The sequence below is a fragment of the Mucilaginibacter sp. CSA2-8R genome, assembly GCF_038806765.1.
Lineage (GTDB): Bacteria > Bacteroidota > Bacteroidia > Sphingobacteriales > Sphingobacteriaceae > Mucilaginibacter.
The window spans coordinates 4852038-4875163 of the sequence record NZ_CP152389.1 but is presented as its reverse complement, the minus strand read 5'-3'; the positions used below and the strand labels follow the sequence as shown (position 1 = coordinate 4875163).

The following is a 23126-nucleotide window of genomic DNA, read 5'->3' as shown; positions in this document are numbered from 1 at the left end:
CATTGAACGTACAGGGCCGAACGTTTTAATGACACCATAACATTGTTTATCTTTGCACCGTCCGGGATAAAAACCCGGCTTACGGTTATGATGAAAGAGATTGAAGTAGTGTGCCTGCCCGAGGAACACGAAAATGAAGAAGCCTTAAAAGCAATGGCTGCTCAACAGCTTAAGCTTCCGCTTAAACGCATTCAGGCCATAAAAATCCGCAAACGTTCTATTGATGCCCGTGGGCGCAAGGTAGTTTACCGTATGCACTTACAGGTATTTGTGGATGAACTCGCAGCACCAGTTAATTTTAACATTGATTATCCCAACGTAAAAGATAAAAAGCCCATTATTATTGTGGGTGCCGGTCCGGCCGGTATTTTTGCCGCTTTGCAGTGTGTGCTGTCGGGGTTTAAACCTATTATTATTGAGCGCGGTAAGGATGTAAAACAGCGCCGCCGCGATTTAGCCAATATTAATAAGCAAGGGTTGGTAAATCCCGAGTCAAACTACTGTTTTGGCGAGGGCGGGGCCGGTACTTATTCCGACGGTAAATTGTACACCCGGTCTACTAAGCGCGGTGATGTTAACCAGGTACTGCAAATGTTTGTAGCGCATGGTGCCGACGAAGATATTTTGGTAGATGCCCGGCCGCACATCGGTACCAATAAATTGCCGCAAATTATCACGGCCATGCGCGAAACCATTTTAAACGCAGGCGGCGAAATACTTTTTGATACCAAGGTAACCGAATTAAATATCAGCTTCGGTAAAATCACTGGTGTTAAAACCGCCTCCGGCGAAACCATTAATGGCGCGGCTGTCATTTTAGCCACCGGGCACTCAGCCCGCGATGTGTTTGAAATGCTGCAGCGCCAGAATATTCTAATTGAAGCCAAGCCTTTTGCCTTAGGGGTGCGCATCGAGCATCCGCAGCATATTATAGATAAAGCGCAATATCATTGTGATGTGCGTGGCCCGTACCTGCCGCCATCTTATTACAGTTTGGTGGAGCAGGTAGACGACCGCGGGGTATTTTCGTTCTGCATGTGCCCAGGCGGCATCATTGCCCCATGCTCAACTGAGCCGGGCGAGATTGTAGTAAACGGCTGGAGTCCGTCTAAACGGAATAACCCCTTCGCCAACTCGGGTACCGTAGTGCAAATTAATTTGGAGGATGTAGCGGGTGATGAAAGCGATCCGTTTAAATTGTTAAAATTTCAGCAGCAGGTTGAACAGTTGGCATTTGCTGCGGGTGGCGGTAACCTGGTGGCTCCGGGCCAGCGTATGATTGATTTTGTAGAAGGACGCATATCTGCCGATATACCTAAAAACTCTTATTTGCCGGGCGTTGCCAGTACCGATTTAAAAGAAGTGCTGCCCAGCTGGATACATAAGCGTTTACAGAAAGCATTACCTGCCTTTGGTCGTAAAATGAAAGGGTATTATACTAACGAAGCCTTATTGGTAGGTGTAGAGTCGCGCACTTCATCGCCGGTAAAAATACCCCGCGACCGCGAAACCTTGCAGCATCCGCAAATACAGGGTTTATATCCCTGCGGTGAGGGAGCCGGTTATGCCGGGGGTATCATCTCGGCCGCTATTGATGGGATTAACTGCGTTGTTGCCGCTGCCAAAATAATGGCTTAAACGCTGCTCAACACATTAAATGCCAGTTGCGAAAAGTAGGGCAAAGTCGTAAGCAGTTTGTACACCTGCTTCTTGCAACTGGCATATAGCAGTCTTAAACTACTGTGCATTTTTATCAGCCTCAGTTTTAAGTTCATTTTCTGGCCAGTCGGCACGGCCCCAACGGCCACGTTTGCGGCACATGCGATCACCAAACTGTTCTTGAAAACGTGCCCGTTCTTCGGAGCTCATTTGCTCTAACCTTTCGGCCATTTTAGCACGCATCCCAAACCCGCCCCTGCCAAAGCCGCCCGGCTTGCCAAACCCAAACAGAATTTTGCATAGCACAAACAAGCCCATGGCCTGCCAAAAAGTAATAGTCCGCACCTGCAGTATCTCGGGCAGCAAATTATTCCAAAGCTGCATCACGATGAAGCTAATCAGCGATAAAAATGCTGCAGCCATTAAAGGGATAAATACAAACCGTCCTTTATAAAATATTTTTTTCATTTTTAATTCTTTAAAAATCGTTCATGTCATCATACAATTGTTTGAGCCTTTTGCGCAAGTGCAGTACCGCGTAACGCTTGCGCGATACCAGCGTTTGCACCTTAACTCCGGTTTCGTCCGCAATTTCGTCAAAGGTTTTATGCTCCAGTTCCTGCCATATAAACACCTGTTTTTGTTCGGCGGGTAACTCGTCTAACGCGGTAAAAAGCTCTTCCCAAAACAGGTTGCGTATGTATTCACTCTCCGGTGTTTGGCTTTCACTCATCAGCATATCCATCCAGCCCGAATCTGTTTCGCCTTCTCCGTCGTTATCTTCAGGCAGTAAATCGTCCAGTAGCCACTCGGTACGCTTGCGGTATTTGTCGGTAATTTTATTGCGCGCTACGCGGTAAAGCCATGCGCCGGTTTGCTCAATGGGGGCGGCATTTACTACGATACTCAACTGGTACCAAACATCCTGCAGTATGTCTTCGGCATCAGCATCGTTTTTTACCCGCCGCCTAATAAACAACAGCAAGCTCTTGCCATAATCTTTAATAGCTTGCAGGGTTAAGTTTCTTTTATTATCGGGCATTAAGGCGGAAACCAATGTATAATGTTTTGTTACTATGGCAGACGAACAGCCCGGCAAAACATTTTAAATAAAATTAAAAATTTATATCGCTTTTGTAAAAGGGGTGTTCACTCATACTTTATCTGCTGCCAACCGAGGCTTGTGGTATTATAATTGTCGGCTGTATGATATGACCGTGGCAGAACAACTCCAGCAACAATTAGAAAATACTTTTGTAGGTAAACCTTGGTATGGGCAGCCCATTAATACGCTGATAGCCGAATGTAATTGGACAGCCGCATTTGCTATGCTGCCAGGTGCGGCGCATTCCATAGCTCATTTAGTGTTACACATGATGGCCTGGACCGAAGAAGTGACCAGCCGTTTAAACGGTAGTACAGCAGCAGAACCTGCAAGGGGCGACTGGCCTGAGCCGGGTGAGGCATCTGAACAAAACTGGAATGCGTTGGTTACAGATTTAGATGAGGCTAACAGCAATTTGGTTAAAGCGCTGCAAGCTTTTTCTAACGATCAGTGGAATAATTTAATTGATGATACACGTGGTGTGTTTGAGCCTAGACCTACTTATCAAGAGATGGTCAAAGGCTTAATTGAACATCAAATTTATCATACCGGCCAAATAGCCTTATTAAACCGTATAAATCATGTTAGTTAGAGAAAAGAAAACTTTAATATTAGGCGCAACGCCCGACAGTAGCCGTTATGCCTATTTGGCAGCCAACCGCCTGGTGCGTACCGGGCATCCCATTGTAAATGTGGGTATAAAAAAGGGTGAGGTTGCCGGTGTCGTTATCGAGAAACCTGAAGAGGTACATGATGATATTGATACCATCACCTTATATGTAGGGCCGCAAAATCAGCCGCCGTTGTACGATTATATTTTAGCTACCCACCCTAAGCGTATCATATTTAATCCGGGTACCGAAAACGCCGAATTGCGCCGCTTAGCTAATGAGCGTGGTATCGAAACGCTGTCGGCTTGTACATTGGTGATGTTGAGTACGGGGGAATATTAAAATCCTAACCTCCAGCCCAAGCCCCCCCCCCCGGCCTCCTAAAGGGGGAGCTTTTGAAAAGTAGGATAGCTTGTATTTTTATTCTTGCGTCTCAGGACCTCCCCCTTTAGGGGCTGGAGCTTGAGCCAAAATCCTTATCTCTTTAGGATAATAATTATTAATGCGGTTGGGTAAAAGTTTGGCCCAGCCTAAGGCGTACCCCTGGTAGGTCATCAGGCTCCAGCCTTTTTCTTGAATGTCGAGGTCTTCAATGTTGTCTTTGCGCAAATAAGCGATGGCTTGGTCGTAAGTAAGTTCGGTTTGTATAAAAGCATTTTTGTTGATGATGAGGCTTAATGCCAGTTCGTGGTCAGGTATTAATTCTTTACCGGCTAATTTTCCCAATCGTACACCCGATTTTTTTAGATATAAGTATTGCTGCAATATTTCCAGGCTTTCCCGGTGTGGCTTGCCGATGGCCAGCCAGTCATCATTCAGCTTAAAAAAGTATTGCTCGCCCGGTTGATTGATGTAAGGTTTCAGTAAGTCAATCTCTTTGTAATTGGGTTTGCTTTGATTTTTTGGTCGATAGCTTGGCAACTCTCCGGTATTTTCCTTTTTACGCAAACAGGCTGCAAACAAACCTTCGCCTTTCACTTTGTCCGGGTAAAAGCGGTATCCCCAGGCTTTGTGTTGCGCCGACCTGCTTTCCACAACATTCCACGACGACTCGAGCGGGATTTGTATGCTTTCAAAATCAAATTCGGTACATAACCAATCCAATACAGCCTCATCTTCTTCGTAAGAATAAGAACAAGTAGAATATATTAAGTAACCATCCTCGGTTAAGGCCGGATATACGTCGGCCAAAATACGTTCCTGCCTTTGCTGGCAAAGTTCAACATTGGCTTCAGACCATTCTTCCATAGCCGCCGGGTCTTTGCGGAACATGCCTGAGCCCGAGCACGGGGCATCAACTACAATAATGTCAAAGAAGCTTTTGAGCCGGGCAAACGATTTAGGGTCGTTGTTGGTGACAATCACGTTTGAATTTCCCCACCGGTTTAAGTTGTCAGTCAGGATGGGTACACGCGTTTTAATAATCTCGTTGGATACCAATAAGTCATCCCGGCTAATGGCAGAACTGATCAAAGTGCTTTTTCCACCGGGGGCGGCACACAAGTCTAACACCTTAAAGGGGCTATCATCTGCATTATATATAGTTCGCATAATATGATCAATAAACATTGATGATGCTTCCTGCACATAATAGGCACCCGCGTGAAACAGCGGATCAAATGTAAAAGACGGCCGGCTCTGCAGGTAAACTGCATCACGGCACCAGGGAATCGGTTGCGTATTGGCTAACTGAATCTGTTTATGAGGGTTAATACGCACAGATGTAGGCGTAATCGTATTTTGATGAACGGCAGCGAAAGCTTGCTCGTCAAAACCGGGTACGTCTTGTAATGAATGAATAAAGCCTTTTGGGAAAGAAGTATGGTTGGCCATAGCGCACAAAGGTAGGCTTCTAATTATTTATAAACCAAACGGCATGTAACATAAACCTCCGATGTACCCCAGAGCGATGGGGCTGGAATTTTATCGCTCTGCTAATCAGTCCAAACCGCGCAATAACAAGAAAAAAGCGAAGTTGTTTTTGCAAAGAAGGATAAAAACGCTACTTTTGCACTCCCAATCGCAAGGAAGGGGGGGGGTGAGTTGAAAGGATAGCGGGAATGAACGAGGTAGGTAAATAAAGCGAAAGCTGAACTTGCCGAAGCTTAAAGACTAAGACGTGATTAGTATATTTAATCATGAAAGTTCGGCAAAGCGGCCTTCAAAAACAACCTCAAAAAAAGATTGAACTTTTTTCATAGAAAGTGAAAACTATTTTTACCTTTGCACTCCCAATCGCAATGAGCGGGGAAGATTGAAAAGCGGGAAGTAATCATCAGGCAAGCAGGGCGTTAAGCCGGCGAGACTGAATCGAAACGGGGTTGGCAAACCAAGCGAAACCTGGTCAAAAAAAAAGAAAAACTTTTTTTTGTTAAAGTAGAAAAGATGATTACCTTTGCACTCCCAATCGGAAGATAGGGAAAACAGTTAGAAAGTCACTTACCAGTTGTGGTAAGCAGATATAAAGCCGGAGTGAGAGACCGAGGCGAAAAGTTCTTTTAAGAAGTAACATGTAGCGTAGCGGGAGCGGTAGGGAACTACTAATCTTTGCTAAGAAAGAAAAAGAAAACCATTTAGAGTTTCTCAGAAGTTAGTTACGGTTAGGATACTGTATAAAGATACAATTAATAATCAGATTTCTATTTTGAGTAATAGGGTCTGGATCATAAACAAAACATTTTACAATGGAGAGTTTGATCCTGGCTCAGGATGAACGCTAGCGGCAGGCCTAATACATGCAAGTCGGACGGGATTAAGCTTTCGGGCTTATGAGAGTGGCGCACGGGTGCGTAACACGTATGTAACCTACCTTTATCAGGGGGATAGCCTCTCGAAAGAGAGATTAACACCGCATAACATCAAGTTATAGCATTATAGTTTGATCAAATATTTATAGGATAAAGATGGGCATGCGGGACATTAGCTAGTTGGCGGGGTAACGGCCCACCAAGGCGACGATGTCTAGGGGATCTGAGAGGATGACCCCCCACACTGGTACTGAGACACGGACCAGACTCCTACGGGAGGCAGCAGTAAGGAATATTGGTCAATGGGCGCAAGCCTGAACCAGCCATGCCGCGTGCAGGAAGACGGCCCTACGGGTTGTAAACTGCTTTTGTACCGGAATAAACCTTGATACGAGTATCGAGCTGAATGTACGGTAAGAATAAGGATCGGCTAACTCCGTGCCAGCAGCCGCGGTAATACGGAGGATCCAAGCGTTATCCGGATTTATTGGGTTTAAAGGGTGCGTAGGTGGCCTATTAAGTCAGGGGTGAAAGACGGTAGCTTAACTATCGCAGTGCCTTTGATACTGATGGGCTTGAATACAGTTGAAGTAGGCGGAATGTGACAAGTAGCGGTGAAATGCATAGATATGTCACAGAACACCGATTGCGAAGGCAGCTTACTAAAGTGTGATTGACACTGAGGCACGAAAGCGTGGGGATCAAACAGGATTAGATACCCTGGTAGTCCACGCCCTAAACGATGAATACTCGATGTTGGCGATATACGGTCAGCGTCTAAGCGAAAGCGTTAAGTATTCCACCTGGGGAGTACGCCCGCAAGGGTGAAACTCAAAGGAATTGACGGGGGCCCGCACAAGCGGAGGAGCATGTGGTTTAATTCGATGATACGCGAGGAACCTTACCCGGGCTTGAAAGTTAGTGAATGATTCAGAGACGAATCAGTCCTTCGGGACACGAAACTAGGTGCTGCATGGCTGTCGTCAGCTCGTGCCGTGAGGTGTTGGGTTAAGTCCCGCAACGAGCGCAACCCCTATGTTTAGTTGCCAGCATTTAAGGTGGGGACTCTAAACAGACTGCCTACGCAAGTAGAGAGGAAGGAGGGGACGACGTCAAGTCATCATGGCCCTTACGTCCGGGGCTACACACGTGCTACAATGGGCAGTACAGAGGGCAGCTACCTGGCAACAGGATGCCAATCTCAAAAAGCTGTTCACAGTTCGGATCGGGGTCTGCAACTCGACCCCGTGAAGTTGGATTCGCTAGTAATCGCGTATCAGCAATGACGCGGTGAATACGTTCCCGGGCCTTGTACACACCGCCCGTCAAGCCATGGAAGCTGGGGGTACCTGAAGTATGTAACCGCAAGGAGCGTCCTAGGGTAAAACCGGTAACTGGGGCTAAGTCGTAACAAGGTAGCCGTACCGGAAGGTGCGGCTGGAATACCTCCTTTCTGGAGCAGTATCCATAAAGGCCAGTAACGTTAAAGGCTGAAAGAGATCTAAAAGGAAGCAATCTGGAAGTAAAGGATTCTGCTACGCACATGTCATTCTTAAAGTAAAAGAAGAAAAAGAGGAAGAAAAACCCAGAAGAAGAAGCCATATCAGAAAGCTTTATCTAATCAACACAGAGGAGAAAGCGGGATGGCTGTTATTAATAACACCAAGTCTCGTAGCTCAGTTTGGTTAGAGCACTACACTGATAATGTAGGGGTCAGCAGTTCAAATCTGCTCGGGACTACTACAGGGGTTGACATCTTTTTGGGGAATTAGCTCAGCTGGCTAGAGCACCTGCCTTGCACGCAGGGGGTCAACGGTTCGAATCCGTTATTCTCCACGCTGTTTTCTACAGGGATCATTGAATATGAGATTCCGCTACAGATGAAAACAAAAGTTCTTTGACATATTGGAAGAAGTAATTGTAAACGAGAAAACAACAGTGAAGGACGTTGTAAGTATGGAGTAGCAAGTATAAAGTAGCAGTAGCAGGATGCAAGTTTTGATACCTGATACTAATTACCTGATACCCGATACAAATAACGAACGAACATAAAGACATATCATACCGAGCAAAAGCGGTATAGATAGAAGAAAGTAAGAAAGGGCACACGGGGGATGCCTTGGCTCTGGGAGGCGATGAAGGACGTGATAAGCTGCGATAAGCTGCGGGGATTAGCAAATATGAATTGATCCGCAGATTTCCGAATGGGGAAACCTAATCCATTGAAGATGGATTGCATAAATGCGCAAACCTGCTGAACTGAAACATCTAAGTAAGCAGAGGAAGAGAAAACAATAGTGATTTCCTGAGTAGTGGCGAGCGAAAGGGAAACAGCCCAAACCCAATTTGTTACGGCAAGTTGGGGGTTGTAGGACTACGATGTGGTATATTTAACAGAAGCGGAAGGGTATGGGAAGGCCCGCCATAGAGCATGAGAGCTGCGTACGCGTAATAATAAATAACCTAGTAGTATCCTGAGTACTGCGGGGTCGGAGACGCCCTGTAGGAATCTGCCGGCACCATCCGGTAAGGCTAAATACTACCCAGAGACCGATAGTGAACCAGTACCGTGAGGGAAAGGTGAAAAGAACCCCGAACAGGGGAGTGAAATAGAACCTGAAACCGTGTGCTTACAAGCGGTCGGAGCAGACTTGTTCTGTGACGGCGTGCCTTTTGCATAATGAGCCTACGAGTTACTCTTCTCTGGCAAGGTTAAGTGTTTAAGACACGAAGCCGAAGCGAAAGCGAGTCTGAATAGGGCGTGCAGTCAGAGGAGGTAGACGCGAAACCTTGTGATCTACCCATGGACAGGTTGAAGGTGCCGTAACAGGTACTGGAGGACCGAACCGATAAACGTTGAAAAGTTTCCGGATGATTTGTGGGTAGGGGTGAAAGGCTAATCAAACTGGGAAATAGCTCGTACTCCCCGAAATGTTTTTAGGAACAGCGTGGCGGTAAAGTTACACAGAGGTAGAGCTACTGATTGGGTGCGGGGGAGTCAAATCCTACCAAATCCAGACAAACTCCGAATGCTGAGTAATATACGCTGCAGTGAGGCTCTGGGTGCTAAGGTCCAGGGCCGAGAGGGAAAGAACCCAGACCATCAGCTAAGGTCCCCAAATTACTATTAAGTTGAACTAACGAGGTCCGACTGCACAGACAGCTAGGATGTTGGCTTGGAAGCAGCCATTCATTTAAAGAGTGCGTAACAGCTCACTAGTCGAGCGGTCGGGCATGGATAATAAACGGGCATTAAATAGTATACCGAAGCTATGGATTGTATATTTATATACACTGGTAGGGGAGCATTCTACCGTCAGTGAAGCATGACGCGACAAGCGCATGTGGAGATTGTAGAAAAGCAAATGTAGGCATAAGTAACGATAAGGCGGGAGAGAAACCCGCCCACCGAAAGACTAAGGTTTCCTGATCAACGCTAATCGGATCAGGGTTAGTCGGGGCCTAAGGATAATCCGAGTGGAGATTCCGATGGACAACGGGTTAATATTCCCGTACTTTTGATAACTGCGATGCAGTGACGGAGTAGTGACACATCCGCGTTCTGACGGAATAGAACGTTAAAGGCCGTAGGTATAGGTTTGGTAGTAAAGTACGCCAGATTTGCTGAAAGCTGATAGTACACAAAGCCTTCGGGTGGCGTGATAGTGATGGTAATCAGACTTCCAAGAAAACCTGCTAAGCTTCAGGTTATCAAAACCCGTACCGTAAACCGACACAGGTAGTCGAGGAGAGAATCCTAAGGTGCTCGAGTGATTCATGGCTAAGGAACTCGGCAAAATGGCCCTGTAACTTCGGGAGAAGGGGCGCTGTCAGCAATGGCAGCCGCAGTGAAAAGGCCCAGGCGACTGTTTAACAAAAACACATGGCTTTGCAAAATCGAAAGATGACGTATAAGGCCTGACACCTGCCCGGTGCCGGAAGGTTAAGAGGGGATGTTAGTCGCAAGGCGAAGCATTGAATCGAAGCCCCGGTAAACGGCGGCCGTAACTATAACGGTCCTAAGGTAGCGAAATTCCTTGTCGGGTAAGTTCCGACCTGCACGAATGGTGTAACGATCTGGGCGCTGTCTCAGCCATGAGCTCGGTGAAATTGTGGTATCGGTGAAGACGCCGGTTACCCGCAACGGGACGGAAAGACCCCATGCACCTTCACTACAACTTAACATTGATATCGGATACAGGATGTGTAGGATAGGCGGGAGGCAGCGAAGTGGGTTCGCCAGGACTCATGGAGCCAACCTTGAAATACCGCCCTTTCTGTATTTGGTGTCTAACTCTGCACAGCGGAGGACATTGTTTGGCGGGTAGTTTGACTGGGGTGGTCGCCTCCAAAAAGGTAACGGAGGCTTTCAAAGGTAAGCTCAGTACGCTTGGTAACCGTACGTGGAGTGCAATAGCATAAGCTTGCTTGACTGTGAGGCAGACAAGCCGAGCAGGGTCGAAAGACGGATATAGTGATCCGGTGGTTCTGCATGGAAGGGCCATCGCTCAAAGGATAAAAGGTACGCTGGGGATAACAGGCTGATCTCCCCCAAGAGCTCATATCGACGGGGAGGTTTGGCACCTCGATGTCGGCTCGTCACATCCTGGGGCTGGAGAAGGTCCCAAGGGTTCGGCTGTTCGCCGATTAAAGTGGCACGCGAGCTGGGTTCAGAACGTCGCGAGACAGTTCGGTCCCTATCTGTTGTGGGCGTTGGAAGTTTGAGTGGGGCTGACCTTAGTACGAGAGGACCGGGTTGGACAAGCCTCTAGTGAATCTGTTATGGCGCCAGCTGTACTGCAGAGTAGCTACGCTTGGAATAGATAAGCGCTGAAAGCATCTAAGTGCGAAACTAGCCACAAGATGAGACTTCCATTGAGGGTCGTGGTAGACTACCACGTTGATAGGTTACAGGTGTAAAGGTGGTGACATCATAGCCGAGTAATACTAATTGCCCGAAGCTTTCTTCGACAACAGATAACGGTGGTTTAACCCTTTCCGGTTAAACCACCAACCATCAAAACAACAATCACCGTTGTTTTCCCGCAAACAATCACTTCTTTCAATACAATGTCATTGTTGACCTTGGTTCCGTAGTTGAATGGTTAGATAGTTGAAAAACTCCATAACCCAACCACCCAAAGCAACATTAAAATATTCAGGTGCCTATATCGGCGGTGTCCACCTCTTCCCATTCCGAACAGAGAAGTTAAGCCCGCCTGAGCCGATGGTACTGCGGTAACACGTGGGAGAGTAGGTCGGCGCCCAATCCTTTTCGCTTATCAGCCCCTTGTCTTTGGTAGACAAGGGGCTTTTGCGTTTTGGGGAAGATTGGGAGCGGGGATGGGAAGGGTATTACAACATCAGGAATAATCCTCAACTGCAGTTTGCAATGGTCATTCAAGCTATTCCCGCCGCAGGCTCGTCTTGCTATATTCTTAGTAGTTACAAAATCTTAACTCCACATCTTTTTAATACAGGCAGTTTTTAAGCAGTTGATCTGACAAGCTGAGTTATCGTCTCCATCAATTCTTGGATGCTACAACTCAACTACCTCTACCTAGAATCAATTTAAATTATATCTACCCAATACTTAATTAGAACTTAATCTATCGGGCTATGTTGTTTGTATTATATCTCAAAGATTAGCCAAACACATTCTTTATGAATACAATTATTGATCAAATACAGCAGGGCAATGCTTGGCCGCTGTCTCATGCAGTCCCAGACCCTGATGCAGCTCAAACTGTCAGTCTTAAGGTAAACGGTCAGGAGGTGCATTTAAAGATTGAACCTTGGGTGAGTTTGCTTGATGCTTTGCGCGAATATATCGGACTGACAGGCACAAAAAAAGGGTGTGACCATGGACAGTGCGGTGCTTGCACAGTGCTGATTGATGGAAAGCGAATTAATTCTTGCCTCACTTTAGCGGTAATGCAACAAGGATGTGAGGTGACCACTATCGAAGGGTTGTCTAAAGGCGATAATCTACATCCTATGCAGCAAGCCTTTGTTGATCATGATGCTTACCAATGTGGTTACTGTACACCAGGCCAAATTTGCTCGGCAGTGGGCTTAATTAATGAAGGTAAGGCAGATACTCGTGAGCAAACAAGTGAATTAATGAGCGGTAACATCTGCAGATGCGGTGCTTACACTAACATATTGGATGCTATAGAACAAGCGAAGGGAGAGTTAAGTCATGAATAAATTTACGTTTGTTAGTGTTAACAATCCGGATGCTGCCATTGCCGAGTTAGATGAGCACGATAGTCCGAAGTTTATTGCGGGTGGTACAAACCTGCTCGATTTGATGAAAGAAAATGTCGAGCGTCCTGATCATATTATCGACATTACACATTTAGCCTTTAACACTATAGAAAACAACCCTGCGGGTGGTTTGCGTTTAGGGGCTTTGGTTACCAACGCAGACACTGCCTGGAACGGCGAGGTAGAAAAACGATATCCTTTATTGTCGCAGGCTATACTGGCGGGGGCATCGCCTCAGTTGCGTAATATGGCTACCAATGGCGGCAACTTAATGCAGCGAACCCGGTGTTATTATTTTTATGATACCGCCACTCCTTGTAACAAGCGTGAACCCGGATCTGGCTGTTCTGCTATAGGCGGTTATAATCGTATTTTGGCTATTTTAGGTACGAGCGAGCTTTGTATCGCGACACATCCGAGTGATATGTGCGTAGCTTTGGCCGCATTAAACGCAACGGTAAATATCACCGGTAAAAACGGCGAGCGTAGTATTCCGTTTTCAGATTTTCATCGCTTGCCCGGAGACAGACCTGAGTTAGATAATACTTTAGAGGCTGGTGATATTGTTACCTCAATTGATTTACCTGCCGAAGATTTTACAACACATTACAAGTACCTTAAAATCCGCGACCGTGCTTCCTACGCTTTTGCACTGGTTTCGGTTGCCGCGGCCTTGAAGATAGAGGATGGCAAGATTGTAGAAGCCCGGGTGGCTTTGGGCGGCGTTGCTCATAAGCCATGGCGAAGTATGGAAGCGGAGACTTTATTAGCCGGTAGTTTGGCCGGTAAAGAAGCTTTTGAAAAGGCTGCCGACATGATACTGCAAGGTGCCAAAGGCTACGGCGATAATACATTTAAAATTGAGTTGGCAAAACGGGCAATAGTAAGAGCGCTTACAGAAGCTGCCGGATTGGAGGAACAAGTATGAGTTTATTACAAAAGGTGGGCGTAAGCGCCGAAAACCTCGAGCCCGGAGATGGCGGTAAATATATAGGTAAACCTATTAGCCGGGTAGACGGCCGTGCCAAGGTAACCGGCAATGCTAAGTACGCAGCCGAGTTTAACATGGGCACGGGGATATTGCATGGTTATGTAATATCAAGTCCGATAGCTAAAGGTAAAATTACAGCAGTAAACACCCGGCAGGCGCTAAGTCAAAAAGGAGTGCTCACGGTTTTTACTCATTTAAACGTGCCTGGCTTAGCTTGGTTTGACCGTAGTTATCGCGACCAAGATGCGCCGCCCGGAGGTTCACCCTTCCGACCGCTGCAGAGTGACGAAATTTTATTCAGCCAGCAACCCATAGCGCTGGTAGTTGCCGAAACTTTCGAATTGGCCCGTTATGCTGCCACTTTAGTTCATTTCGAATATGAAGTAAAAGAGGAACTTAGTGTTGGGTTGGAGCAAAATTTAGATAAAGCTAAAAAGCCCGAAAAGCATCGATTCCCTGTACCTAAGCCACGCGGTGATGCAGAAAAAGCATTAAAAGATTCAGCCATTACTGTTGAAGAAGATTATTACCATGGCTATGAGCATCATAACCCAATGGAAATGTTTGCTTCAACCGTTATTTATGGAGACGATGACCGGCTGACGATTTATGATAAAACTCAAGGCGTGTTAAACAGCCAAAGTTACATTAAAAGTGTTTTTGGTCTGTCAGACGACAAAGCCAGGGTGATTTCACCTTTTATGGGTGGCGGCTTTGGTTCCGGGTTGCGTCCGCAATACCAGTTATATATGGCGGTGTTGGCCTCATTAGAGTTGAAAAGGTCGGTTAAAGTAGTGCTAACGCGTCAGCAAATGTTTTCGTTCGGTCACCGGCCGGCCACACTGCAAAAAATATCATTAGGTGCATCAGCAGATGGCAAATTGCAGGCCATCATCAATCAGTGCGTTTCAGAAACATCAACGTTCGAAGAGTATACCGAAAATATTGTGAACTGGTCGGGGCAGATGTACCAGTGCGATAACGTAACGTTAGATCACCAGTTAGTTCCGCTCGACTTATTTACGCCTTTGGATATGCGCGCGCCCGGCGGCGTAACGGGAATGTATGCCTTAGAAATTGCTATTGACGAAATGGCTGTTAAAGCAGGTATTGATCCGTTGGAGTTTAGGCTGATGAATTATGCCGAAAAAGACCAGAACCTGGATAAGCCTTTTTCAAGCAAAGAACTGCGCGAGTGTTATCGCCAGGGAGCGGAACGCTTTGGCTGGAGCAAGCGTAATCCAAAAGCGGGTGCTACTGTTGAAGGGAATAACCTGGTAGGTTGGGGCGTAGCTACTGGTTGCTGGGAAGCTAACCAGATGCCATCTCGTGCTAAAGCTATGCTGTCTGCCGACGGCAAACTGACAGTAGGTTGTGCTACTGCCGATATTGGCACAGGTACTTATACCGTCATGACTCAGATAGCTGCTGAAGTTTTAGGTGTAGCTATGGAGGACGTACTCTTTAAATTAGGGGATAGCGTGTTGCCTATGTCACCGTTACAAGGTGGCTCGTGGACAATGGCAAGTGTTGGCTCAGCTGTTAAATTGGTATGTGATGACTTAAAAACTAAATTATTTAAGTTGTCGAAAAAGCTGGAGAACTCGCCTTTTAGCGATGTAAATGAAGAAGATGTAAGTTTTAGCGATAGCCGCATCCAGCTAAAAGCAGACACACAAAAATACCTTACGTTCAGCGAAGTGCTGCAAAAAAGTGAGATGAACTATCTGGAAGCTGATACTACTTCGTTGCCTAATATGCTCGAGCAAAACAAATATTCGCGTTTTACACATTCTGCAGTATTTGTTGAAGTAAAAGTAGATAAAGACTTAGGTACTGTGCATGTTACCCGTGTGGTTGATGCCGTAGCCGCAGGGCGTATTATCAACACTAAAACTTCCCGGAGCCAGATTTTAGGTGGTGTAGTTTGGGGAATAAGTATGGCGTTGCACGAGGATACCGTAATGGACAACAATTTTGGCCGCTTTATGAACCATAATTTAGCCGAATATCATGTGCCGGTGAATGCCGATATCAAAGATATTGATGTGATTTTTGTAGAAGAGCACGACGATATCGTTAACCCGCTTGGTGTAAAAGGACTGGGCGAAATTGGTATTGTTGGTGTGGCCGCAGCTGTGTCAAATGCCATCTATCATGCCACCGGTAAGCGTTTAAGAAACTTGCCTATGCAATTAGATCAGCTGTTATAAAACTATAACAAGCAAATATTTAATTATAAAAGCTACTGTTGAGCTCATATGCCCAATAGTAGCTTTTATTTTTAATGGATATTTAAATGCCTGCACAGCAAACAGAATAACACCAATACTATTTATCATCTGTATACTTAGCTTTGCATCTTACTGTACCTTTTTATGTCTGACACCGGAAAGTCTTTTTCTCATATCAATCCTCAAAACAATCAACCGGCCATGGTTGATGTGAGCGATAAGCAAATCACTAAACGCACGGCCACCGCACAAAGCATTGTTATTTTGGGTGATGAAATTATGCAACACTTACACGATGAGGATATACAAACTAAGAAAGGGCCAGTGTTTCAAACAGCTATTATAGCCGGTACAATGGCGGCAAAAAAGACGTCAGATTTAATACCGCTATGCCACCCTTTATCTTTAGAAAACTGTAAAGTAACTATTGATGTAAATGATGCGCAAGAAATAGTGATTAATTGTACAGCAACCATCACCTCAAAAACTGGCGTCGAGATGGAAGCCCTCACCGGGGCCAGCGTAGCAGCACTAACTATATACGATATGTGTAAGGCGTTTTCTCACCACATTATTATTAAAGAAACCAAGTTAATTGAAAAAACCGGAGGCAAAAGTGACTTCTTTGCAAAATTATCATAAGCATCCTAAGCTCACCCGGCCCAATTTAGGCGAATACCATCGCAACGAGCTGGCTATTTTAGGTACGCCGTGCGCTAATATCCGTAACCTCGCTAATCGTATTATCCAGGAGTTATATGCCAAGTATCAAATAGCTTTTGCTGATGCAGACCATAACGCACCTGCTGCAGACGACAACTCATCGTTAACTCATGGTGCTGCGTTAGAATTTACAGATAAAATCACTTACCGCAACTTCGCATATAAGCAAACCTTCAATGCCTTTCAAAATCGGAGTTTGTTTAACGATGCAGATTTGGTTTTAGTTAATGGTAATCACTTTACAGCAAACGCTCAAATTATTATTATAGACCCTGCCAAACCGCTGGAAAAAAAACTGGATAAACTGACCAATGTACAATTGGTTTTGTTGGCCGACGGGGTTTCCGAAATTCCGGCATACATCAACGAGCATTTGCCCGTAGGTGCCGCCTTACCTATTTTAAGGCTGGCTGATACTTTAGCCATTACTCAATTTTTAAATAAATACTTGTCGAATCGTCAGCCTGCATTAAACGGACTGGTGTTAGCCGGCGGGCAAAGCAGACGTATGCAAACCGATAAAGGTAGTTTGGCATACTTTGGTAAAAGTCAGCGTTTGCATGTACACGATATGCTAAGCCCTTTTTGCCACGAAACTTTAGTGTCTTACGCTCATAATCAGGATGTAAATCAGGAAGAACAACTACCGGTTATTTTAGATCGCTTCGCCGGTTTGGGGCCATTTGGTGGAATTTTATCTGCATTGATGCATAATCCCAACGCGGCCTGGTTAACGGTTGCTTGCGATTTACCTTACCTCACCGCCAATACGCTAGCCTATCTGGTACAAAACCGAAATCCCTCTAAACTGGCCACTTGTTTTATAGATAGTGATAATCGTTTCCCCGAACCCTTGATAACTATTTGGGAGCCGCGGGCTTACCCGGTAATGTTGCAATTTTTGAGCCAGGGATATGCTTGTCCACGTAAGGTATTGATAAATACAAACATTGAACTGCTGGAGGCGCCAGACACGCACGATTTTGAGAATATCAACTTTCCCGAGCAGCGCGACGAGGCCATCCATAACCTGCAAAAATACAGATCATAAAAATTCTGTTATCTTGCTTCAAATTACACTAATCCTGAATGAAAAAAATCTACCTCATCGCATTCATTGTCTTCTTCACCTCGTTTAATATCCATGCTCAAACCATCACAATCACCGGTGCAGGTATACAGCCGCTGGTTATGAGTAAAGGTATGTTTCAAGACATGAAACAGGCTATAGTAATGGCCAAGGCACATGATGAAAAGGTACACCGGTACAGCGGCGTAACCATAGCCGATTTATTAACTAAAGCTGGTATTGTGCTGGGCGATACTGCTAAGCGCAAAACTATTGTAAGTTGCTTAGTAGTAACAGCTGCCGATAATTACAAGGCTATTTATGCTTTATCGGAGGTTGACCCGCTGTTTGCCAATCGTACAATTATTGTTGCCGACCGGGCCGATAAAAAGCCATTGCCTGAGGAGGATGGCCCTTTTCAAATTATTGTTCCAGGCGAAAAAAAGCATGCCCGTTGGGTAAGGCAGGTTACAGCCTTAGAAGTAGTAGTTTTAAATTCAAAATAAAATGAAGTCGGCGCGTTTAAAATTTGTTGTATTATGCTTATGCATGCCATTTGCCGGGATAGGCCAAACCCTAAGGGTAGCCGTTGCCGCTAATGCGCAGTTTGTATCAGAAAAGCTGGCTAAAGCATTTAAGCAAAAAACCGGTATCGAAGCTCAGTTAATTGTAAGTTCGTCTGGTAAACTAACCACGCAAATTGAGCAGGGGGCACCCTTTGATGTTTTTTTGTCGGCCGATATGAAGTACCCTCAAGAGCTTTACCAAAAAAAGCTGACTACCGCAGCGCCTAAAATTTACGCATACGGTACTTTGGTTATTTGGAGTAAGGCAAACGGATTGTCAGGTAACAATTTAAGCGGTCTGAGTAATGTTGCTATTAAAAAGATTGCTATTGCTAACCCTAAACTGGCGCCTTATGGCACTGCTGCCGAAGAGGCTATGCAGAAGACACATACCTTTGCTACATTAAAGCCTAAACTGGTGTACGGCGAAAGTATTGCCCAGGTAAACCAGTATTTGATAGCCGGCGCAGTAGATGCTGCTTTTACAGCAAAATCGGTAGTGTTAGACTCTGCCCAAAAGGGTGTTGGCCGGTGGACGGAGGTTGACAGCAAACTTTACCATCCCATTGCTCAGGGAGTAGTGGTTTTAAAAGCCTCACAGGGGCAAAATTTGGCTGCTGCTAACCAATTTTGCAAATTTATGTTTAGCGTACAGGCCAAGCAAATATTTAAGGCTTACGGTTACCGTTAACCCAATCGGTTCAACCTTTTAAACTTAATAGATCCCATGCTGTATCAACCCCTATGGCTAACTCTTCAACTGGCACTCATAACTACCGGTTGTTTATTAGTTATCGGGATCCCTATTGCCGCATGGCTGGCTCAAAGTAAATTCAAGCTCAAACCGGCGGTCGAAGCTATGGTTAGCCTACCCTTAGTGCTGCCACCCTCCGTATTAGGGTTTTACTTATTGCTGGCTTTTAGTCCTGCAAGCGGATTCGGCAAATTTTTAAACGATGTATTAGGCATACGTTTGGTGTTTTCGTTTACTGGCTTAGTAATTAGTTCTATCATCTACAGTTTGCCTTTTATGGTACACCCGGTACAAGCAGGATTAGAAGCCTTGCCCGGCAGCTTGCGCGAGGCTTCGCAAACATTAGGTAAATCGTCGTGGCAAACTTTTATACACGTTTTATTGCCCAACATCAAGCCTGCCTTATTTACAGGCGTTGTATTGAGCTTTGCACACACGCTGGGAGAGTTCGGTTTGGTGCTGATGATTGGTGGCAATATTCCGGGTATTACTAAAGTAGCTTCGATTGCTATTTATGATGAGGTTGAATCACTCAACTTTAAAGCAGCCCACATTTATGCCGGTATTCTGCTGGCTATGTCATTCTGTATTTTGGTGGCCGTATACGTGGTTAACAAACATTTAACCCGAAACCGACTTACCGCATGATTAAAATTAACATCTATAAAAAACTGCATCTGCCCCAAGGTAACGGCGAGTTGAGGATAGATACCGAAATCAGCAGTCAGTCTTTTACCGCATTATACGGACCATCGGGCGCCGGTAAAACAAGCTTGTTACGCATCATAGCCGGTTTATTAAAACCCGAGCGAGGCATCATTGAAGTAAACGGACAAACCTGGCTTAATACGGATAGAAAAATAAACCTGCCGCCACAAAAAAGAAACATTGGGTTCGTATTTCAGGATTACGCGCTATTCCCCAATATGACAGTAGAAGAAAACCTGCGTTATGCTTTGCCGACGCATCAGTCGCCGGCGCGCGTGCAGGAGTTAATGGCAATCATGAATTTACAGGCCTGGGGCAATCTTAAACCTGATGTGCTATCGGGCGGGCAAAAGCAGCGGGTGGCCCTGGCACGCGCGTTGGTCAGAGAGCCGGAAGTATTACTGTTAGATGAACCTTTGTCGGCCTTAGACGATGCAACGCGCTTGCAATTGCAGCAGGAGTTATTGAAAGTACATCAACAATATAACCTAACTACGTTATTGGTGAGCCATCATTTACCCGAAATATATAAGCTGGCTACTCATGTAATTAAAATTGAGCACGGGCAATTGCTGCAAAGCGGCAGCGCGGCTCAGGTTTTTGGCTGGCAGCTTGAAAGCGATAATCTCTATTTAACAGGAGAGGTAGTTGGTATAGAGACCGAAGCGCTGAAAATATTAGTACAACAGCGTTTAGTTGGGGTAAAACATTCTTCACAAACTAAAAATTTAAAGGTTGGCGACAAGGTAAGTCTACAAGCCACTGACTTATTATTGCACAAGCTTTCGTAACTTTATACTCAACAACAAACCTTTGCCGGTTTGATAAGTTAGTAAACTATACCCATGAAAGTATTATTGTTTGGCATCACCCGCGAAATTACCGGCCAAAGCCGGATTAACATTCCGGAAATTGCCGGTATTAATACGGTTAAGGCATTAAAAGATTGGTTAGGGCAGCAATATCCTGCATTGCAAAGTTTATCATCTATGGCTGTAGCTGTTGATAGCGAGTATGCGCAGGACGAAGATGCTCTAACGCCTGAGCAGGAAATAGCCTTGATACCACCCGTGAGTGGCGGATAATCACTATAAATAATAACGTGTTAATTAAATTAGTTGAACATATCGATTTGAATGAGGCATATGCCTACCTGCAGTCGCCCGAAGCTGGTGCGGTAAACCTGTTTGTAGGAACGGTGCGTAATCATTCAAAAGGCAAAGACGTCGTTAGGCTTGATTTTGAAGCCTATGATGCTATGGCTATTCGCCAGATGGAGCATATAGCGCATGAGGCTTTTAGCAAATGGCCTTTGGTAAAGCTGGCCATTGTGCATGCGGTGGGTGCAAAAGATCCAGGCATACCCGTAGTAGTTATTGGAGTTTCGTCTGCTCATCGTGATGCTTCTTTTGAGGCCTGCCGGTTTTTAATTGATGAGCTGAAAAAGACAGTGCCGATCTGGAAAAAAGAATTTTACGAAGATAATAGTGTGTGGGTAAATGCCCATCCTTAATGTAATGAGCGAACGTGTATTGATAGATAAATATGGCAGGCAACTGAATTACCTGCGGCTTTCGGTTACCGACCGCTGTAACTTCAGGTGCTACTACTGCATGCCCGAAGAAGGCATTGACTTTGCCCGCCGCAAAGATTTAATGACTTTTGACGAGATGCTGTATCTGTCGTCCGTGTTTTGCAAACTTGGGGTTTCTAAAATACGCATCACCGGCGGCGAGCCTTTTGTGCGCAACGGTATCATGCCTTTTTTAAGAAAGTTGAGCCAGACCGATAACCTGAAAGAAATTACGGTAACCAGCAATGGTACATTATCCGAACGGTACCAGGCAGAACTTTTGCAGATCGGCATCCGCAAAATTAACATTAGTTTAGACTCACTAAGCCGCGAACGTTTTGCGCAGATTACCCGGCGAGATAATTTTGACGGCGTATATGCCAGTATTTTTAAACTATTGGATAGCGGCTTCGACATAAAACTGAATTGCGTAGTAGCCGAAAATAAAAACATACAAGATATTATACCCTTTATTGAGCTGACCAAAAATTACGCTTTGTCGGTGCGCTTTTTAGAGGAGATGCCTTTTAATGGCAGCGACGGTTCGCAGGTGCAATCAGATTGGGATTATAAGCGGATATATGAATATGTTGCCGGTCAGTATACAGATATTAATCGCCTGATCAGTGATGCTAACTCTACTTCGGTAAATTATAAAATTCCGGGTTATGCGGGTAGCTTTGGTATTATTCCCTCGTTTAGCCGTACATTTTGTGGTACCTGTAACCGGATAAGACTGTCGGCCACCGGCGAGTTACGTACCTGCCTGTATGGCCCACCGGTTGTTAACTTGCGCGATGTGTTAAGAAAAGGCGTTTCGGCGGCTGATTTGGAGCAAGAAATTATTCAGGCGGTAAGCCAACGTGAGCGCGATGGCTATGCCGCAGAGCTGGCCAGTCAGGGCGATATTCATACCTCAATGTCTGTACTGGGCGGATAAGCTGTTTTTAAACAGTTCTGCAAGTCTCAGCATATTTAAATCATAATCTGTTTACCATTGAACAAACCGATAAACCGCGAACGCTATTTACGCCAAACGCAGCTAACTAATTTTGGCGAGGCAGCGCAATTAAAACTGGCGCAGGCTAAGGTGTTGGTGGTAGGTGCCGGAGGGTTGGGTGTACCGGCTTTACAATATCTAACAGGTATGGGCGTAGGTACTATTGGTATTATCGATTTTGATACCATCTGCCTTTCCAACCTGCACCGGCAAGTATTGTATACCGAAGCTGAAGTTGGGCAGAGTAAAGCTATGGTGGCTCATGCAAAACTGAAAGCATTGAATGCCGAGGTTGATATTCAAATCTACAACGAAGCTTTAACCGTTGGCAACGCTTTAAAACTTGTTGGGCAGTATGATGTAATTATTGATGCCACCGATAATTTTAGTACCCGGTATTTATTGAATGATGCGTGCGTAATATTGAATAAACCCTTTGTTTATGGTGCGGTGCAGCAATACGAAGGGTATGTAAGTGTTTTTAACTACCAGGGTGGGCCAACCTACCGGTGCTTGTACCCGCAGCCTCCAGCAGCTAACGAAATACCTGATTGTAATACCGCCGGTGTGCTGGGCGTAGTGCCGGGCATTATTGGTATGCAGCAGGCTTTACAAGCCATTAAAGTAATTACCGGGATCGGACATACCTTGTCAGGCTATTTGCAGATATATGACTTTTTGAGCGACGAGCAATACAAGGTAAAACTGAAGCTGAATCCTGAAAATAAAACGATCAAAACATTGCAAAACAGTTACGAACCTGTATCCTGTCAAACCGTGCAGCAACTATCGGTAGAAGAATTGTACGATTGGTATGAATCGGGTAAAAGTTTCCGGTTGATTGATGTACGTGAACCGGATGAGTTTGCAGAAGAGCATTTAAAAGGAGCAACGTCTTGCCCGTTACATCAACTTAAGCCTGCTGAAATTGCATTGAATAATACAATACCTACAGTGTTATTTTGCCAAAAAGGTGCCCGGAGCAGCAAGGCCGCGCAGATGCTGCAACAGCAGTACCCAACAGCCTATATTTACAGCGTGTTAGGCGGTATGGATTTTTGGCAGGATGAGTTTGATGATGAATACCTGGTGCGTTCATAACCCTTAATTGATAAC

The 23126-nt window shown here is 45.4% G+C and carries 19 protein-coding genes, 2 tRNA genes and 3 rRNA genes; 21 read left to right on the top strand and 3 right to left on the bottom strand.

Annotated elements, in window-relative coordinates:
- The first annotated feature begins 87 nt into the window (after nt 1-87).
- Nucleotides 88-1638 carry an FAD-dependent oxidoreductase gene (locus AAGR14_RS20775; protein ID WP_342646161.1) on the top strand — a complete coding sequence of 517 codons (1551 nt, stop codon included), beginning with the start codon at nt 88-90 and terminating at the stop codon, nt 1636-1638.
- Nucleotides 1639-1737: 99 nt separating this feature from the next.
- Here AAGR14_RS20775 and AAGR14_RS20770 read toward each other — a convergent pair whose 3' ends face one another.
- Both AAGR14_RS20770 and AAGR14_RS20765 read right to left on the bottom strand, forming a co-directional pair.
- Nucleotides 1738-2127 carry a hypothetical protein gene (locus AAGR14_RS20770; protein WP_342646160.1) on the bottom strand — a complete coding sequence of 130 codons (390 nt, stop codon included), beginning with the start codon at nt 2125-2127 and terminating at the stop codon, nt 1738-1740.
- 10 nt (nt 2128-2137) lie between these two features.
- Nucleotides 2138-2701, bottom strand: a complete 564-nt coding sequence (locus tag AAGR14_RS20765; RefSeq protein WP_342646159.1) for a sigma-70 family RNA polymerase sigma factor — start codon at nt 2699-2701, stop codon at nt 2138-2140.
- A 175-nt stretch (nt 2702-2876) separates the two neighbouring features.
- Here AAGR14_RS20765 and AAGR14_RS20760 point away from each other — a divergent pair, with 175 nt between their 5' ends.
- Both AAGR14_RS20760 and AAGR14_RS20755 read left to right on the top strand, forming a co-directional pair.
- Nucleotides 2877-3356: a DinB family protein gene (locus AAGR14_RS20760; protein WP_342646158.1), complete on the top strand. Its 480-nt coding sequence runs from the start codon at nt 2877-2879 to the stop codon at nt 3354-3356.
- Nucleotides 3346-3717 (top strand): CoA-binding protein, encoded by a 372-nt coding sequence (locus AAGR14_RS20755; RefSeq protein ID WP_342646157.1) that lies wholly within the window; start codon nt 3346-3348, stop codon nt 3715-3717. The genes AAGR14_RS20760 and AAGR14_RS20755 overlap by 11 nt, the downstream gene beginning before the upstream one ends.
- A 78-nt stretch (nt 3718-3795) precedes the next feature.
- On the opposite strand, the gene AAGR14_RS20750 is transcribed toward AAGR14_RS20755, so the two are convergent.
- The gene (locus tag AAGR14_RS20750; protein ID WP_342646156.1) at nt 3796-5208 is read right to left on the bottom strand and encodes an RNA methyltransferase; all 1413 of its coding nucleotides are present in this window, start codon (nt 5206-5208) and stop codon (nt 3796-3798) included.
- A gap of 848 nt (nt 5209-6056) precedes the next feature.
- On the opposite strand from AAGR14_RS20750, the gene AAGR14_RS20745 reads away from it, so the two are divergent.
- The 18 genes from AAGR14_RS20745 (at nt 6057) to AAGR14_RS20660 (ending at nt 23111) form a co-directional block, all read left to right on the top strand.
- Nucleotides 6057-7575 (top strand): 16S ribosomal RNA (locus AAGR14_RS20745).
- A 212-nt stretch (nt 7576-7787) separates the two neighbouring features.
- Nucleotides 7788-7862 (top strand) — tRNA-Ile (locus tag AAGR14_RS20740).
- 22 nt (nt 7863-7884) lie between these two features.
- Nucleotides 7885-7958, top strand: a tRNA-Ala gene (locus AAGR14_RS20735).
- Nucleotides 7959-8208: 250 nt separating this feature from the next.
- A 23S ribosomal RNA gene (locus AAGR14_RS20730) occupies nt 8209-11093 on the top strand.
- A 187-nt stretch (nt 11094-11280) separates the two neighbouring features.
- Nucleotides 11281-11392 (top strand): 5S ribosomal RNA (rrf, locus tag AAGR14_RS20725).
- The 16S, 23S and 5S rRNA genes sit together here with 2 tRNA genes alongside, the layout of an rRNA operon.
- Before the next feature lie 394 nt (nt 11393-11786).
- Nucleotides 11787-12332, top strand: coding sequence for a 2Fe-2S iron-sulfur cluster-binding protein (locus AAGR14_RS20720; RefSeq protein ID WP_342646155.1), 546 nt, complete (start codon nt 11787-11789; stop codon nt 12330-12332).
- The gene (locus AAGR14_RS20715; RefSeq protein ID WP_342646154.1) at nt 12325-13320 is read left to right on the top strand and encodes a xanthine dehydrogenase family protein subunit M; all 996 of its coding nucleotides are present in this window, start codon (nt 12325-12327) and stop codon (nt 13318-13320) included. The genes AAGR14_RS20720 and AAGR14_RS20715 overlap by 8 nt, the downstream gene beginning before the upstream one ends.
- Nucleotides 13317-15596: a xanthine dehydrogenase family protein molybdopterin-binding subunit gene (locus tag AAGR14_RS20710; protein ID WP_342646153.1), complete on the top strand. Its 2280-nt coding sequence runs from the start codon at nt 13317-13319 to the stop codon at nt 15594-15596. Before AAGR14_RS20715 ends, AAGR14_RS20710 begins: the two co-directional genes overlap by 4 nt.
- A gap of 165 nt (nt 15597-15761) precedes the next feature.
- A complete protein-coding gene (moaC, locus tag AAGR14_RS20705; protein WP_342646152.1) occupies nt 15762-16259 on the top strand; it encodes a cyclic pyranopterin monophosphate synthase MoaC in 498 nt (165 codons plus the stop codon).
- Nucleotides 16213-17391, top strand: a complete 1179-nt coding sequence (locus AAGR14_RS20700; RefSeq protein WP_342646151.1) for an NTP transferase domain-containing protein — start codon at nt 16213-16215, stop codon at nt 17389-17391. The genes moaC and AAGR14_RS20700 overlap by 47 nt, the downstream gene beginning before the upstream one ends.
- Nucleotides 17392-17429: 38 nt before the next feature.
- A complete protein-coding gene (locus AAGR14_RS20695; protein ID WP_342646150.1) occupies nt 17430-17915 on the top strand; it encodes a molybdopterin-dependent oxidoreductase in 486 nt (161 codons plus the stop codon).
- A 43-nt stretch (nt 17916-17958) separates the two neighbouring features.
- Nucleotides 17959-18666: a molybdate ABC transporter substrate-binding protein gene (gene modA / locus AAGR14_RS20690; RefSeq protein ID WP_342646149.1), complete on the top strand. Its 708-nt coding sequence runs from the start codon at nt 17959-17961 to the stop codon at nt 18664-18666.
- 36 nt (nt 18667-18702) lie between these two features.
- Complete coding sequence (gene modB, locus AAGR14_RS20685) at nt 18703-19377, top strand: molybdate ABC transporter permease subunit (protein ID WP_342646148.1); 675 nt, start codon at nt 18703-18705, stop codon at nt 19375-19377.
- On the top strand, nt 19374-20228 hold the full coding sequence (locus AAGR14_RS20680; protein ID WP_342646147.1) for an ATP-binding cassette domain-containing protein: 855 nt from the start codon (nt 19374-19376) through the stop codon (nt 20226-20228). Before modB ends, AAGR14_RS20680 begins: the two co-directional genes overlap by 4 nt.
- Nucleotides 20229-20282: 54 nt before the next feature.
- A complete protein-coding gene (gene moaD / locus AAGR14_RS20675; protein WP_342646146.1) occupies nt 20283-20522 on the top strand; it encodes a molybdopterin converting factor subunit 1 in 240 nt (79 codons plus the stop codon).
- Nucleotides 20523-20539: 17 nt separating this feature from the next.
- Nucleotides 20540-20950 carry a molybdenum cofactor biosynthesis protein MoaE gene (locus tag AAGR14_RS20670; RefSeq protein ID WP_342646145.1) on the top strand — a complete coding sequence of 137 codons (411 nt, stop codon included), beginning with the start codon at nt 20540-20542 and terminating at the stop codon, nt 20948-20950.
- On the top strand, nt 20937-21950 hold the full coding sequence (gene moaA, locus AAGR14_RS20665) for a GTP 3',8-cyclase MoaA (RefSeq protein WP_342646144.1): 1014 nt from the start codon (nt 20937-20939) through the stop codon (nt 21948-21950). Before AAGR14_RS20670 ends, moaA begins: the two co-directional genes overlap by 14 nt.
- 57 nt (nt 21951-22007) lie before the next feature.
- The gene (locus AAGR14_RS20660; RefSeq protein WP_342646143.1) at nt 22008-23111 is read left to right on the top strand and encodes a HesA/MoeB/ThiF family protein; all 1104 of its coding nucleotides are present in this window, start codon (nt 22008-22010) and stop codon (nt 23109-23111) included.
- The last annotated feature ends 15 nt before the right edge of the window (nt 23112-23126 follow it).